Annotated in this window: 11 protein-coding genes; 4 read left to right on the forward strand and 7 right to left on the reverse strand. The window is 36.7% G+C overall.

The window, feature by feature from the left end; translation table 11 throughout:
* Window positions 1–33 precede the first annotated feature (33 nt).
* From ACP2AF_RS13785 to ACP2AF_RS13800, 4 genes are all read left to right on the forward strand, one after another.
* Window positions 34–810, forward strand: a complete 777-nt coding sequence (locus tag ACP2AF_RS13785; protein WP_425236733.1) for a polysaccharide biosynthesis/export family protein — start codon at window positions 34–36, stop codon at window positions 808–810.
* A 26-nt stretch (window positions 811–836) separates the two neighbouring features.
* Window positions 837–1751, forward strand: a complete 915-nt coding sequence (locus ACP2AF_RS13790) for a Wzz/FepE/Etk N-terminal domain-containing protein (RefSeq protein ID WP_425236734.1) — start codon at window positions 837–839, stop codon at window positions 1749–1751.
* A 42-nt stretch (window positions 1752–1793) separates the two neighbouring features.
* Window positions 1794–3224 carry a polysaccharide biosynthesis tyrosine autokinase gene (locus tag ACP2AF_RS13795; protein WP_425236735.1) on the forward strand — a complete coding sequence of 477 codons (1431 nt, stop codon included), beginning with the start codon at window positions 1794–1796 and terminating at the stop codon, window positions 3222–3224.
* Between the two features lie 871 nt (window positions 3225–4095).
* Window positions 4096–5682 (forward strand): Ig-like domain-containing protein, encoded by a 1587-nt coding sequence (locus ACP2AF_RS13800; protein ID WP_425236736.1) that lies wholly within the window; start codon window positions 4096–4098, stop codon window positions 5680–5682.
* 23 nt (window positions 5683–5705) lie between these two features.
* Here the strand turns inward: ACP2AF_RS13800 and ACP2AF_RS13805 are convergent, their stop codons facing one another.
* The 7 genes from ACP2AF_RS13805 to ACP2AF_RS13835 all read right to left on the reverse strand — a co-directional run bounded on the left by ACP2AF_RS13805 (window position 5706) and on the right by ACP2AF_RS13835 (window position 14866).
* Window positions 5706–6326: an acetyltransferase gene (locus ACP2AF_RS13805; protein ID WP_425236737.1), complete on the reverse strand. Its 621-nt coding sequence runs from the start codon at window positions 6324–6326 to the stop codon at window positions 5706–5708.
* On the reverse strand, window positions 6323–6934 hold the full coding sequence (locus tag ACP2AF_RS13810) for a sugar transferase (RefSeq protein ID WP_425236738.1): 612 nt from the start codon (window positions 6932–6934) through the stop codon (window positions 6323–6325). Before ACP2AF_RS13810 ends, ACP2AF_RS13805 begins: the two co-directional genes overlap by 4 nt.
* A 166-nt stretch (window positions 6935–7100) precedes the next feature.
* Window positions 7101–8279 carry a hypothetical protein gene (locus tag ACP2AF_RS13815; RefSeq protein ID WP_425236739.1) on the reverse strand — a complete coding sequence of 393 codons (1179 nt, stop codon included), beginning with the start codon at window positions 8277–8279 and terminating at the stop codon, window positions 7101–7103.
* Window positions 8242–9483 (reverse strand): hypothetical protein, encoded by a 1242-nt coding sequence (locus ACP2AF_RS13820; protein ID WP_425236740.1) that lies wholly within the window; start codon window positions 9481–9483, stop codon window positions 8242–8244. Before ACP2AF_RS13820 ends, ACP2AF_RS13815 begins: the two co-directional genes overlap by 38 nt.
* A gap of 234 nt (window positions 9484–9717) precedes the next feature.
* Window positions 9718–10824, reverse strand: a complete 1107-nt coding sequence (locus ACP2AF_RS13825; protein ID WP_425236741.1) for a hypothetical protein — start codon at window positions 10822–10824, stop codon at window positions 9718–9720.
* 59 nt (window positions 10825–10883) lie between these two features.
* Window positions 10884–12596, reverse strand: a complete 1713-nt coding sequence (locus ACP2AF_RS13830; RefSeq protein WP_425236742.1) for an asparagine synthase-related protein — start codon at window positions 12594–12596, stop codon at window positions 10884–10886.
* A gap of 554 nt (window positions 12597–13150) precedes the next feature.
* Window positions 13151–14866 carry an asparagine synthase-related protein gene (locus tag ACP2AF_RS13835; protein WP_425236743.1) on the reverse strand — a complete coding sequence of 572 codons (1716 nt, stop codon included), beginning with the start codon at window positions 14864–14866 and terminating at the stop codon, window positions 13151–13153.
* Window positions 14867–15331 lie beyond the last annotated feature (465 nt).

Below are 15331 nucleotides of genomic sequence, written 5' to 3' on the forward strand. Positions count from 1 at the left end.
TTGCGAACCTTTAACCAATAATTATGTAATCCAATGCTAAAGATAGGTATTTCCATCAGAGTCATTTCCCTTTTTTGTGTAATTGCAATAATCGTTGCCTCCTGCGCCTCCCGGAAGGAGGTGGTGTATTTTCAGGATACTGGGGACTTTGAGACTTTGGTAAACAACAGTGGATTTATATCAAAGTTCAAGGTCGATGATCTCATAGATATTCATGTTTCTTCCTTAAACCCTGAAGCCAGTGGCCCTTTTAATTTGTTTAGAGGTATGCCGGGAATGGGTGGCCAACCGGAACAAGTAAATTACTTGGTGGATCAGGCAGGGGAGATTGATTTTCCGGTTATCGGAAAATTAAAAGTGGAGGGGCTGTCCCCAGATGAACTGCGAATACTTCTAAGGGAACGATTATCGGAGTATCTGAAGGATCCTATAATAAATATAAGATTGAGGAACTATACGGTTACTGTTTTAGGAGAAGTGAATAGGCCAGGAACCTACCCAGTTAACGGAGAGCAGATTACCATATTGGAAGCATTGGGATTTGCAGGTGATTTAACAATTAGAGGTGTTAGAACTAATGTTTTGGTCATACGGGATTTTAACGGTACCAAAGTTTATACACGTGTTGATCTTACTTCAAAGAACGTAGTAAAGTCCCCGGTATATTACCTTACCCAAAATGATGTGGTGTATGTAGAACCTAATAAATCAGGAATTTCTGCTACTAGTCTTGATCAAAGGACTACTATTGCCATTTCCATCGCATCCATTTTGATAACTTCTTCTATTATTTTGATTACCCGTTCATAAGAAATTGATTCATAAATGAATATTAAATGAGTTCGAAGCCCTCAAATCATTCTCAAGAAGGTCCTGATTATAGAGAAATTCTGAAACCGTACCTAAAAAGTTGGAAATGGTTTGTCATATCGGGAATAACGGCCTTAATAATTGGATTCATTTATATCCGTTATGCTGTTCCTCACTACGCGGTAGAAGCTAAGATTCAAATATTAGACAACAAACAAGGATCTTCCCAACTCAGTGTTTTTGAGGATTTGGGTATGTTAGGCGAAGGAGGTATCGAAATAGAGGATGAAATTGAGATTATAAAATCAAGATCTAATCTAATTGCCTTAGTCAAGGAATTAGGGCTCAATATCAATATTACCGCTTTGGGTAATATTAAAAACTCACCTATTTATCGCAATCCAGACCCTCCGTTCAACATAAATTTTATCGCACCTGATTCTCTAGTCCATAATTCAAGGGCGGGTTTTTTTATCACGCTGTCATCGAAAACAACCTTTGAGTATGCCGAAAACGATAAGGGTCCTACCACATTGTATTCATACGGAAAAACAATTTCTTCGCCGGTTGGAGAAATAATTGTAACCCCAAATAATGTGGATTCCCATAAGTTTGGGACAAATTACGTAGTATCAGTTAATCCTTTATCCACTGTTGCTGCGAATTATCAAAAAGCTCTGGAAATTTCAGTCGAAAATCATAGATCGAAGATACTTACACTCTCCTTAAACGATGCCATCGTTCCAAGGGCCCAAGATGTCATTAACACCTTAATAGCAATTTATAATCAGAATGCCATTGATGACAAAAAAGCCCTTGCCGATAGGACATCCGAATTTATAGATGATAGAATATCACAAATTTCATCTAGTTTGACTAGTGCGGATGAATCGGCAGTAGAATTTAAATCGGACAGAGGTTTAACCGATATTGCCACCTAGACAAACCTCAATCTAAATCTTGGGGCTCAAAATCAACAACAGTTGCAGGATGCATCCATACAATTGGATATTGCCTCTTCAATGAAGAACATTATTGATACCGATGACGGTTATGATTTACTTCCTTCGAATATTGGATTGGAAGACCGTTCTATAGCCACCACCACCCAGAGATATAATGAGTTGGCTTTGGAACGAAAACGTTTATTGGAGAGTTCCAATGACAAAAATCCGATTATTGTAAATTTGGATCAACAACTCGACGGACTTAAACGTAGCATGCGGACAAGTTTGGAAGGGATGACAAATAGTTTGGGCCTCCAAGTTAATGATCTTAGTAGTCGGCTATCCAGAATCAATTCAAGAATTTACTCGGCTCCAAAAAATGAACGTGCTTTAAGGGATATATCAAGACAGCAAGAAACTACTGAATCCTTGTATTTATATTTGTTACAAAAAAGAGAGGAATCCCAGATAGCTTTTGCGTCTTCCGAACCAAAATCCAACATACTTGATGATGCCTATGCAGTAAGTGATTTTCCGATTTCCCCCAAGAAAAAACTTGTATTTTTGGCTTCCTTACTTCTTGGATTATTGGTGCCATTTTCTATTATCTACATAAATTCTCTATTGGACAATAAAGTTCATAATAAGATTGGTTTGGAAAAATTGACAGAAGACATTCCTGTATTGGCTGAGCTTCCTAAAATTTCTAAAAAGGAAAATAAACTGGTGAGACCAGGGGAACGAACAGTATTGGCGGAGTCTTTACGTATCCTAAGGACCAATCTCGACTATCTGCTAAAATCCAAAAATAAAAAAGAGAATAGAGCCAACATTATCTATGTAACTTCCAGTGTTTCAGGTGAAGGCAAAACGTTGGTAGCCTCTAATTTAGCTATGATTTTTGCGAATACAGATAAAAAGGTATTGTTGATAGGAGGCGATATTAGAAATCCAAAAATATATCAGTTTTATTCCGGGAAAAATGTTGACAAATTAGGTAGGGCTACAAGGAACAAAGAAGGCCAAGGACTTACCGAATACTTGGTAAATCAAAATTTGGAGGGGAAAGATATCATTTCTCCCATGTTGGCTTATGATCAAACAGTTGATGTAATCTATTCTGGAAAAATTCCGCCAAATCCTGCAGAACTATTGATGAACGGCCGAATGAAAGAGTTATTGGAATGTATGTCCTTACGGTATGATTATATTATTGTAGACACAGCGCCATTAATGGTAGTGACCGACACATTATTGATCAGTGAATACGCAGACCGGATTTTATATGTGACCAGAGCGGGGGTGACAGAAATGAAAGTATTGGAATATCCTCTTGGACTTTATAAAGAGGGTAAACTTAATGGATTATCCTTTATTGTAAATGGAGTGAACGATTCCAATTTGGGCTACGGAGGAAAATATGGTTACGGCTACAATAAGTCCATAAAAAAATGGTGGAAGTTCTAAGGCTATCGATTCCAGATCTTTGCATCAGTTATCTTTAAGCAATTAAAAATTCAAAAACCAACCCCCAAATTAAAAGAAGTGCAAGAATAGAATTTAGGAAGTTACTCCCTCTGAAATTAGTTGAGGCTACATGTTTTTGAAATGAGGAGCTTTGTAAGTTAGTAATTTCAATGGCTGTTTTGGAAAGATACTTGTTCAACACTGGATTTAAAATGACTTTCCGTGCTATATTCCTAAATTTCCTTTTCTACACTAATATCTAGTCTAGCCAGTGTGAACAAAGAAGAATAATATAATTCACAGTTAATCAGTTCGGTATTGCCAGTCCTGAAATTCCACCTAATACTGTTACTTTTCCTAAATTGTGAAAATATTTTAAGAAAACGCTCTATCAAGCAATTTGTTTGGCTTACTTAAAATGTTGTTTCAACGATTCTTTTGTTGAACTTGAACGGCTATATCAAAAAGTAGTTTTTTTATTTAGATCATGAATTGAATTACTTCAATTCAGAAAAAAGTTGTCATGGACCAAGCGAATGTCCGAATGGACAGATGGAAAATTGGCATAGACTACATATTTTGTAAAACAAATGTTAAAAAAAAGTACAGTTCATCGAATATAGAATGTTTGCACATCCAAAATAACGGATTCAATCGTAAAGTATTAAGAAAAAAATGCAGTTCATCGAAAAAAAAATGAATTTTATCGAGGACATAGAATTTTTAAATAAATTTACCTAACCCAAATTAAAAATTAAACCTACAAAATTCTTAACCTATCATGATATTGGACACTAACTCCCCACTGAAAGTGTTACCTCTTCTTATTATTTTATTGTCAAGTTTATCTTGCTCCAAAGACTCCGATTTGTTGGCAGAGTACGTAGTTGCTGATACCCAGATTCAGGGTCGTTTTGTTGTTGACGACTTCTTTTTTGTTTCCCTTAGCGGAAGTACTACGTTGGATGTTCTAGCCAACGATGGTATAGATGAAGAGGATTCTGCCACAATAACCAATGTAACCCAACCCGACAATGGTACGGTAACCCTCAATGACAATAGTACAATTACCTATACGCCAGATACTCCAAATTCCCTAGATACCAGCAATGATACTGAGGAAACCGCGGAAACCGCCGATACTTTTACGTATACGGTAGAGGTGGATAATGGAGATGGTACTGCAACAATGTCAGAGGGTGATGTAATTGTTAATTCCTTTAGGCAAAACCCTGAAGCAGCGAGCCTGCAATCATATGGTGCAGTGGGGGATGGGATAACCGATGATACGGCTGCAATACAGAATGCCTTCGATAACGAAACGGACATTACCTCGGACCCTAATAAGACCTATTTGATAAGCAGCAGTCTTGTCTTAGATCAAAACATGGCGCAAATCATCGATTTAAATGGTTCCACTATCACGAGGAATGGGCACGTTCATTGGATGCTTTTCATTGATAAAAGAGAATATAGCAATTCATTGACCACTATAAGAAATCTAAAAATAGATGGTAACGATAAATCCGGTAGTACAATAGACATTAAGTCGAGAGTGCATTTTGAAAACATTGAGATATACGATGTTATCCATGATAACGCCAATGGAATAAGGATGCTTATATACGATGAGCCGGGTATCTATGGTCAATCAGTGTTCGATAATGTTGACATACATGATCTTGTTAGTCTTAACAGCAACGGAAGTTCTGGGGATAACCCTGGAATGGTGCATGGTTTTTTGGTAAGTGCTCAGGACACCCCAAGCCAAAGTACGCAAATTGTATATAAAAATTCAGAACTTTTTAGGCTTTGGGGCGAGGATGCAGGTGGTATAACCCTTAATTCCCCAGGTTTTGATACCAGTAACTCACCCCTATCATTTTGGTTCGAGAACATTTCCGTAAGGGATGCGCAAAGAAGGACTGTAAAGAATTTTATAGGGAATACTACTTGGATAAATTCAACATTTGTGTCTGCCGCAAATGACAACCCGCAACTGGTTCCTGCCTCTAAAGGAGGTTTAAATCCAGCAGGATTGTTCGTAATTGCGTCAAGCAGTAGTGCAACCGGTTCTACAAACAATTTGGTCTGCGGATGCAGCTTTGAAGGCCACCCTGACGACCCATTTGATTCATGGTATACCCAAGTTGTTGTCCAAGGAGAGAATGGCCCTGCCGGGGCAGAGATACGAAATAGCACGTTCACAGGTGGACATGGTGGAAGATGGAGCACAAACGGCCTTACTTTAATTGGTATTTTGGACGACATTGGCATTGCCAATACAACTTTTGGCACAACCAATTCAATTAGGGGAGGTGGTTCTCAGCAGCGGGGAACAATTGTGATAGATTCCAATAATGATTATGCCGATGGTAAATCAACAGCGCTCTCTCGTTTAAGTTTAAACTATTCCGAATCAGCAATGTCCTTTTCTCCTTGTCCGACCATAGAATAGATCAAATTGTAGAACAATTACCCTTATAGGTTGTCCTTGTTGTTACTTGTAACGTATTTTATTAGTTTTCCCGGATTACCTACAACCACTGCGTAATCTGGAACATCTCTCAGAATAACAGCTCCAGCGCCCACAACCGCCCACCTTCCGATATTTATGCCGGGAATAACCACGGCATTGGACCCTATATGGGTGCCTTCACCTACGCTTACACCACCTGCCAAGGTAGCGTTTGGGGAGAGGTGCACAAAGTTTCCTAATTCACAATCATGCTCTATAATAGACGAAGTATTAAGGATACAGTTTTCACCTATTTTTGCTGAATTGTTAATAACCACATTGGCCATTACAACAGTGCCTTTATCTAAAAAGACAGCACCACCGATTTGTGCGGAAGGATGTATTAAACAGGCCGCCAAAGTAATGTCTTTATCCAATGCTATCTTTTTCCTTATGGCATTGTCTCCTATGGCAATTATGGCATTTGAAATTCTCACCCCTTTTTGGGGTTGTTGAATTCGGAAACCAGAAATCTGGTGAAGGGAGGCGTCATCATCATAGACTCCAGCTACGGATAAATCTATGGATTTAGCAATATCGAGTATCACTTTGGCATGCCCACTTGCTGCATAAATATTGATCATAAGTTTCCTTTAAAAGGTGTGGCCGTTGCTTCCCCCATTTGGTTTACTCCTTCTCTCATAAACACCTTTTTAATGGTTAATAAAAGTATTTTCAAATCCAAAGTAAATGATTGGTTTTCTACATACCAAACATCAAAATCAAACTTTTCTTCCCAGCTTATGGCATTTCTACCATTTACCTGGGCCCAACCGGTAATACCGGGCCGTACATCATGGCGTCTTGCCTGATTTTTAGTATAAAGGGGCAGATACTCCGGCAGCAAAGGTCTAGGGCCAACAACGCTCATATCACTTTTAAGCACGTTGAGCAACTGCGGAAGTTCGTCCAAAGAAGATTTACGAACCAATTTTCCTAAACGGGTAAGCCGTTCTGAATCAGGCAGGAGCTTTCCTTGGGCATCTCGTTCGTCCGTCATAGTTTTAAACTTGATGATGCTAAAAAGCTTTCCGTTTTGCCCTGGACGGAGTTGGAAAAAAAACGGAGACCCGTTGTTAGCAAAATATAACCCGATAGTCAAAATAATCAGGATAGGACTGAATATGGATAAGAGCAAAAATGCTACTAAAACGTCCAATACTACTTTTACGTGATTTGTATAGGAAATCATAGGCTTAAGCTGTGTCTATACCATCAAGATATTCTTTTGATGACATTTTGTAATATAAGTTATTCATTGAATGCACTTTTTCCCGCACCCATATATTTTATACGTTCTGCCCATATTACCAAATTCTTATATAGATTCCCGGCGTACAAGTCAAAATTTTAGGCAATTAGCTTTGCTCAGTCAACCAATTTTCTTGCTTAGCCGAGTGCATTTTATCTATCACACCCGAATACAAATCAATTAATTTGTTCTTTTCTTTAGTAAGAAGGCTTTCTTTGGAGGTGTCTTCAATTACCAGGGTATTCAATTGATTAAAAAATTCCACGTCCGGATTTGTCATATAGTCTTCAATAAATGCTCCTGCTTTATAATCGATTATAAAACTATGTAATACCGGGTTATCCCTATTCACTATAATCGGAAGACCCAGAAAATAGGATAAGTACATCCTATTGGGCGCACAAAGTCTATTGTTCGTGTATGTGGGCAGGTACATTACAATGCTGGCACAACCTTTTTTCCAGAATAAAGGTAATACTTCGTAGTTAACCTGACCTATAAAAAGGAATTTATCATTTTGTAGCCCATATTCCTCTTTAAATTTAATAAAGTCCGTTTCCGTTCCTCCCAATAAGAGGATTACATAAGGTTTGGGCAGTTTTTTGCAAAATTCAGCCAATTTTTGTCTTCCCCTTTCAATTTTTAAGGGCCCCTGATGAATTATAAAACGGGTACCCGCTTTTTTTAGTTGTTCTAGTTCCTCCAATTTTGATTCCAATGATGACGATGCGACTATGTCGGGACTATAATCAAAATAGGGTAGGTTCAAAAAATATGAAAGACTATTTGTTAGTTGTAACCTTTCTTTTAAATAGACCATTCTCTCCTTGTTTGCCATTATGACCGCATCAGAATTTCGTATCAAAAAATTTTCCAACGCATCCACGATTTTTTTAGAGTAGGATTCGTTTTCGTTTGGCACCTCATGATCATCATAAATTAAATATAGATTTTTGGGATATAACAATTTGTACAATAGTACCGGAAGAATTATTGCAGAATCTTGGGCATGAATAATACTAGGCTTCAATTTTCTTAATAATCTAAAAGCCTTATAAGTAAATTCAAGTACGGTAAAAAGCCTTAAAAACTTATTATGTCTTAGCCTGTTGTTAATTTGATGTAACCTAATGGAATCGTCAAAAGTAATGGTAACCTTTTTATCGGGCAACACAATGAGATCAAATTCAAGATTTCTATTCCATTCTCTTAAGACCCTTAATTCATTTAAAATTCTGCCGTCCGTATTAATATTGGTCTTTGCTATGAATACTATCTTGTTCATTAATTTTGGCTTTTGTTATCAGAAATATGAGTGCGAGAAATAAAGTTGTGTTTAATCGCAATAAAAGATCAAGGTTTAAAGACCCGATTAGGATTAAGATGAGAATAGTTTTAAAGAACAAATTATTTGAAAGCGAATAGAGTTGTTTTAATATTATCGATATCAATAGCAAAGGTATAATGCCATATCTTAGGATAATTGTAAAGATAGAGGTGTCGGTAACTGTCATATGCCTATCATCTTGAAATGACCAGCGTGCGATCCAGGTAAAAATTGGGGTTTTGTAAGGCAATCCCATAAGGTAATATCCAGCAGTCAGTTTTTCTTCCACCGCATTGTATATTACTTCTCTATTGCCATCCACGGTACTTTCGGTAATGGATTGTTGCCCCTCAAGTATTGAAAAGATTCTCTTATCGATTTGATTTCTCATTGTTTGGTTATTCGCATAGGCCCCAAAAAAGACCGCCAGAGCCAATACACCGTACGATGCTATTCTCATAATCTTTTTGAAATCGAATTTGTTCCAAAGTAAATAGGCGGCCTCGAGAGACATCAGTGCCAACAAGGTTCTATTAAAACTCAAAATAATGGCGAAAACACTTAGAATAGCAGTAATCTTAACCAATTTACCCTGACTGTACCACTTATCACTTTCTTGAATCAAAAGATACATACCAATTAAACCAAAATGAAAATTGGCATTACCTAATCTACCACCTTGTTGCCTTAATATGTCGGCACCGTCATCGAAATTGGGGTAAATAGGTAGACTGACAAACACGGAAAGGATTGCTATGAGCACCGAAGCACTAACTGCGAGTAATATTGTTTTCCATACGATTGTAATATCGGCCCTTATCCCTTGGGTTATAAGAACTAAGGAGGAAAATAAAGGTAATCCCACGCGTATGGCCTTAATGGCATCTCCCAACGATTGACCGTACATAAATTTTTTGACTACAACTTCGGTAAAAACAACCACTATGATCAAAAGAATAATATTCCTTTTTAGGCTAGAATTTTTAAAAATCGCACCGGAGGGTGAATAACAAAACAAATTGATGACGGGCAATACAAAAAAGGCGAATTCGTTTATTCTTAATTGCACTCCGGGCAGTGGTAAATAGAAAGTACTATTCGATGGTAAAAAGAAACCAAGGAATAGCACCAAATAAAACAATCGATTAAAGAGTGTATGCATCTAAGAATTGAACTTTAACTATAAAACGAGCGATTAAACTTGTTAAGTATTTTCACCCCATAAAAATACTGCCAAATTAGTTTTATTCTTGAATCAATTGCAAAATGAATAGTTTCGACTATTGTGGAGGTGATTTCCAACGGAAAAATTAAACGTACCATCTTTCAATTTAGTTGACTATGAATATGTCAATTATAAAAACTTCATCTGAATTCATAAATTATTAGAAAGGTATTATTCGTTCAGCAATTCGCGCACCTGAAATATAAATTCGCTTTTGGTCTTCCCTTCCTTAAGCTTTTTTAAACCCTTAAGATTGTGTTCAATTTCACTTTTCGCCAAGTATATCTGTCCGGTTTCCAAATCGTTTTCAAGAGCCTCCATATTAAAGATGTACAGCCCTTCTCTTTTAAGCCACTGATAGGTAGGGTTTTCGCTGTTTAGATATACTTTGACGCCTTTATGCAAAGCCATAAAAACATTACCAAGCGCTATCTGTCTATAACTATTGATTATAAAAGCAGCTACGGGCCCATAAAAACCTATAAATTCATTGGGATCGATGAAAGAATCTATTAATTCGACCTTGACCAATTTTGCTTTTTCACGTACGGCGGACGTATATTTATTTTCCGCTCCATAATTGAACAAAACTTTTATATTCAACTTCCGAACAGATTTACTATGTTCTACTAATTCCAAACTATCCAAATGATTGTTATAAAATGCCCTGCTGTTACCAATAATCACTATATTTTCCTTGGGATATTCCAACTTAAAATCAATTTCGTTGGAATAATTCCGATGATGTTCTAAAGAAAGCGGGATAAACCTAGGGAGATTATTCCAATGTCTGGTTAAATACTCGTACTCCTCCTTGAAAACACAGGTAATTGCATCGGAACGCTTTATTGCCCTATAAAACGACTTTTCATACGGGAAAAATGATCGAAAAATCGATTTTATGCTACCTTTTATTATTTTGGAAACAAAAAAAGGCTTGGACTTTGTACTTAGAAATAAATGCGGTTTACGAGAATACAATTCAGTACCAAAAAATCGCCAGATAACCTTAACTCCTTTATCTATACGATTCACAATTTGGCTTTTAAAAAAGTCCAGATTGTAAATGACCAAGGCGTCCGCCGAATTAGCGACTGCTAAAATTTTGGTTAAGTTACCCGGATTGGGTTCAAAGAAAAGGGCTTTGTTATGATATTCTTTATTTGAGGCATTTTTACTGTCCAAAACCATTATCTCGTTATCAAAAAATTCATTTGCATACCTTTCGGAATCATGTATGAATTTATTGTCTGAATGGACATGAATAATTTTTTTCATAGGAACTAATAATGTTCGATTTACTATTTATAGGTAGAGTTCGAAGTTCAAAATTGTATTTAAAAATTAAGCCTTATTGCAGAAAGAAGGGTCAGGGCCTGATTCCTTTCTACCCCGTTTCCAGAATAATAAAGTCTTTTACAATCGGATTTCAGATTTCCATCGATTATTCGATCAATATTCTCTTTGAAGTAGGTATCCTGGAACGTCCTAAGATCATTATTGGTATTGTACCAATACCCTAAAGGATTCATATGGTTCTTTGTTAGTTTAGGAGACGATTTCAAACCCAATTTTTGGAAGGTAACCGAAGGAAGTTTTTTTATTGGAATCTCCCTTCCTTTGTAATTTAATGTAAAACGGTTGACAGACGGTTTTGCCTTGATTTTTTCCCATTTATAGTTTGCGGCTTTTGGATATTTTGACAGGACCCATTTTAGATAAATTCGATGATTCATCCTATTTTTTAAGGGTATTGACCGGCAATATTCCCAAAAATCAACATTGTAAAATGGAGACATGGTTTCTGAATTGATTTGCCCGATTTTAAGCCCTTCATTGGCACCATTAAATCCTCTTTGATAGAGCATGGCCAGCTCAAGATCCTCAAAGGATTTAAAATGTGTCCTTGTGGGATTCTTATTTTCCATTGTGTTGGAATATCTTCCGCCCAGGGTTTTCAAATCTTTTTTTTCTAGACGGGTAATATTACTGCCTATTACAACTTCACCTAATTGTCCCGAATGGGTCATTCCCAAGATGTCGGAATTAATGTACTTATAAACACTACGGCTATGGGCAAGGCCATGATACAGTGCATGCCCGCCAGATATCTCAGTGATTTCATCAATATCCTTTAGAAAATTACCATTATCGAGTGCCTTAAAAATCCACTCATGCTTTAAATCGGCTGCAATCTTTTTTGCGATGCTCTCATCCAAATAGTCACTTTGGGAAAACGTCAGGTTTATTTGATCGGTATAACCCATTTCATGTGCGACCCAAGAGACCATTCTAGAATCCAACCCCCCACTCAATGTAACCAAATGCTTATAAGAATATTCCCTGTCCTTGTCAAATTGTAGGCGAATAGCTTCCCTAAACTTAAAGTCCAAGGTCTCAATTATTTCATCTTCGTTCACCTTCTCTTCAAATTTCGAATTGGGCAGTTTATAATAATTTGTCGTTTCAACGCTGCCATCTTGAATACAAAGGTAATTTCCCGGTAAAATTTTACGAATATCACCACATAAAGTTCCATCATCGAGCATGTAACCATAAATCAACAGATTATAGGCGGACAGCATATCTAAACTATATGCCAGCTTATTTTCCTTTAGGAAAGAATATATTTCGCTTATTTTACTTGAAATAAAAAAGATTTCGTCCTTTTTGTAATAGTAGAGTGCCTTTGACCCAATGTGGTCGGTAAACACAATCCACTTGCCCTCCTTTTTATCATAAAATGCACCACAAAAACTTCCCCTGAATTTTTTGAAGAATCCATTTCCTTCTTTCCGATATGATTCTATGACTGTTTTCTCCCAATCCAAGGATGGGCCTAATAGATCTTTTTTATTTAAAATAACCCCTTTTAGAACTATAATGTAATCTGGGGTTTCCAGAAATAGATTGTCATTTTCAAATTTACCATTGGAAAGATTCTTGAGTGTGATATCCTCGTATTCTATAAAGTCATGCTCACTGATTTGAGTTTCCCCTGACTTGATAGTTTTACCATTCAAACCTATTGAAATACTGAATCCGTTCATGAGTCAATTCTAAAAATTCTTCAAAAGGACGCTAAGTTAAATCTTTCGGGCATATTTTAACTATTTTCTTGATTAACAACCGATAACTGCTATGTATAGGCAACAGGTTTGCTTAAGCTAGTGCAAAAGCCACCGATATATCGCCAAAAAACTATCCATAATAACAGGTAAAGGTGAAGCTAAAGAGGTAAAAATGTTCCATTTAAATCCAAATTATTTGTTGTAAAGCCCAAATAATTGGAAGCTAGGATAGGTAAAAAGAGCTTTTTAAACCCGACTCGTGGAATCGTATCAAGGCTGAAATTCGATGTACTACTTTAGTGTCCAAAGTTATCCTCCTTAATGGCTTCCGTTTCTACAATACGATCTATTTACGCGCTACTACCCAAGGTTTTCCTCATACCATTCGATGGATTTTAAAAAAACTCACCTGCGTATCGTTTGGGGTTATTTGTGAATTTAGGGTCCGAATGGATGTGAATACTTTTCCTATAGGAGTTACTAAAGTGCAAATTGTTATTTGTTGAAACCCAATTGAGGATGTTAAGCTGCGATTAAAAATTAAGTTTCAATGCGGAAAGTAGGGTCAATACCTGATTCTTTTCAATGGCATTCTCGGAATTATATAGATTCTGACAATCGGATTTCAGATTTCCATCGATTACACGATCAATATTCTCCTTGAAGTAGGTATCCTGGAACTTCCTCAGGTCGCTATTTGTGGTATACCAGTATTCCAATGGATTCATATGATTTTTGGTAGTTCTGGCAGAAGACTTTAAACCTAACTTATGCAATGCGGCGGACGTGGCACTTTTTAAAGGCATCTGCCTGCCCTTGTAATTTATTGAAATTTGATTGGCAGAAGGTTTGCTATTTGTTTTTTCCCATTTATAGCTGGCTGCTTCCGGGTATTTAGATAAAAGCCATTTTAAATAGATACCGTGATTCATCCTGTTTTTAATCGGTATGTCCAAACAAAATTCCATAAATTCTACATCGTAGAAAGGAGACATGGTTTCTGAATTGATTTGACCGATTTTTAGCCCCTCATTGATGCCATTCAACCCTCTTTGATACAACATGGCCAATTCAAGATCTTCGAAGGAATCGAAGGATGTGCTTGCAGAACTTTTATTCTCGATGCTCTTGGAAAATTTCCCTCCCAAGGTTTCCAAATCCTTTTTGTTCAGACGACTTATATAGCTGCCGATTACAACGTCACCCAATTGCCCCGAATGGGTCATTCCCAAGATATCGGAATCAATATATTTATAAATACTATGGCTATGGGCAAGGCCATAATACAGCACATGCCCTCCGGATATCTTAGTGATTTCATCAATATCCTTTAAGAAATTACCATTGTCGAGTGCCTTAAAGACCCACTCGTGTTTTAGATCAGCGGCAATCTTTTTTGCAATGGTCTCATCCAGGTAGTCGCTTTGGGAAAACGTCAGGTTTATTTGATCGGTATAGCCCATTTCATGTGCTACCCAAGCGACCATTCTAGAATCCAATCCCCCACTTAAGGTGACGAGATGCTTGTATGAATATTCCCTGTCCTTGTCAAATTGAAGACGAATGGCTTCCCTAAATTTAGTGTCCAGTGTTTCAATTACTTCATTTTCATCTATATCTCCCTCCAGTTTCGATTTTGGTAGTTGGTAATAATTTGTCGTACTAGAGCTGCCATTTTCAATATGGAGGTAATTTCCGGACAATATCTTATGAACATCCTCACACAAAGTTTTATTTTCCAACATATATCCGTAGCTCAACAAATCATACGCGGCCTCAATATTAAAACCGTACGAAAGATTATTGGCTTTAAGAAAATTATATATTTCATTTATTTCACTTGAAATAAAATAAGTATCTCCCTTTTTATAATAATAAAGATTTCTAGAGCCGATATGATCTGTAAAAACAAGCAATTTTTCTTTCTTCTTATCATACAGCGCACCACAAAAACTGCCCCTAAATTTTTTAAAAAATTCATTTCCCTCCTTTAGGTATAGATCTATAAGGGTCTGTTCCCAATTCAAGGAGTGTTTTAAAAGGGCTTTTTGATTTAAAATCACGCCTTTTATCACAACAATATAATCGGTTGTTTCTGTGAATAAGCTGTCATTCTCAAATTTATTGGTAGAAAAATTTTCGAGATAAATATCCTTATAGGTGATGGAATTATGTGGAGCAATTTGAGTTTCCCTAGGCGGATTAATTTCTTTATTGGTTGAACCTATTGCAATATTGAATCCTCTCATAAATTATTATTAATAAGTACCTAAAAGAGCGCTAAATTAAACTCTTTCAAGTGTAGTTCACCTATTTTATTGATTAATAACGGATAATGTAGTTCATGTGGTATCAAAGTTATGATTAATCTTGTATTTACAGTTCTTATTTTGCAACTAACCCTGCCAAAGGCTCATTTATGAATCATAGAGGTTGTTGCGATGAGCATCCGTTCCAGGCACTTTTAAACAGTCCTATTTTCTTGATTTCCCAAAGGATAGAAGTGCTCAAACTCGGAATTTATCAACTACATTTAGTTGCAGTCAAACGAAGAAAGACACAAGTCTGGTGATAATTATTTTATTAGGGCTTCAATGGAAACCAAAAAAGTCGCAATGCCACAGTGGTTGCTAGCGAACCGTGTTTTGAACTTTGAACCTATCAAAAGTGACTGCGACAAATTTATAGATTTGCGCTAATTGCCGGTTGAATGT

The organism is Ulvibacterium sp., assembly GCF_965248315.1.
In the GTDB taxonomy this organism is placed as follows: domain Bacteria; phylum Bacteroidota; class Bacteroidia; order Flavobacteriales; family Flavobacteriaceae; genus Ulvibacterium.

What these genes read in the sequence shown, in the direction of transcription:
- ACP2AF_RS13830 (WP_425236742.1), bottom strand. Translation starts at nt 12,596, where the DNA reads ATGAACGGATTCAGTATTTCAATAGGTTTGAATGGTAAAACTATCAAG.
- ACP2AF_RS13835 (WP_425236743.1), bottom strand. Translation starts at nt 14,866, where the DNA reads ATGAGAGGATTCAATATTGCAATAGGTTCAACCAATAAAGAAATTAAT.
- ACP2AF_RS13815 (WP_425236739.1), bottom strand. Translation starts at nt 8,279, where the DNA reads ATGAACAAGATAGTATTCATAGCAAAGACCAATATTAATACGGACGGC.
- ACP2AF_RS13810 (WP_425236738.1), bottom strand. Translation starts at nt 6,934, where the DNA reads ATGATTTCCTATACAAATCACGTAAAAGTAGTATTGGACGTTTTAGTA.
- ACP2AF_RS13785 (WP_425236733.1), top strand. Translation starts at nt 34, where the DNA reads ATGCTAAAGATAGGTATTTCCATCAGAGTCATTTCCCTTTTTTGTGTA.
- ACP2AF_RS13825 (WP_425236741.1), bottom strand. Translation starts at nt 10,824, where the DNA reads ATGAAAAAAATTATTCATGTCCATTCAGACAATAAATTCATACATGAT.
- ACP2AF_RS13790 (WP_425236734.1), top strand. Translation starts at nt 837, where the DNA reads ATGAGTTCGAAGCCCTCAAATCATTCTCAAGAAGGTCCTGATTATAGA.
- ACP2AF_RS13805 (WP_425236737.1), bottom strand. Translation starts at nt 6,326, where the DNA reads ATGATCAATATTTATGCAGCAAGTGGGCATGCCAAAGTGATACTCGAT.
- ACP2AF_RS13820 (WP_425236740.1), bottom strand. Translation starts at nt 9,483, where the DNA reads ATGCATACACTCTTTAATCGATTGTTTTATTTGGTGCTATTCCTTGGT.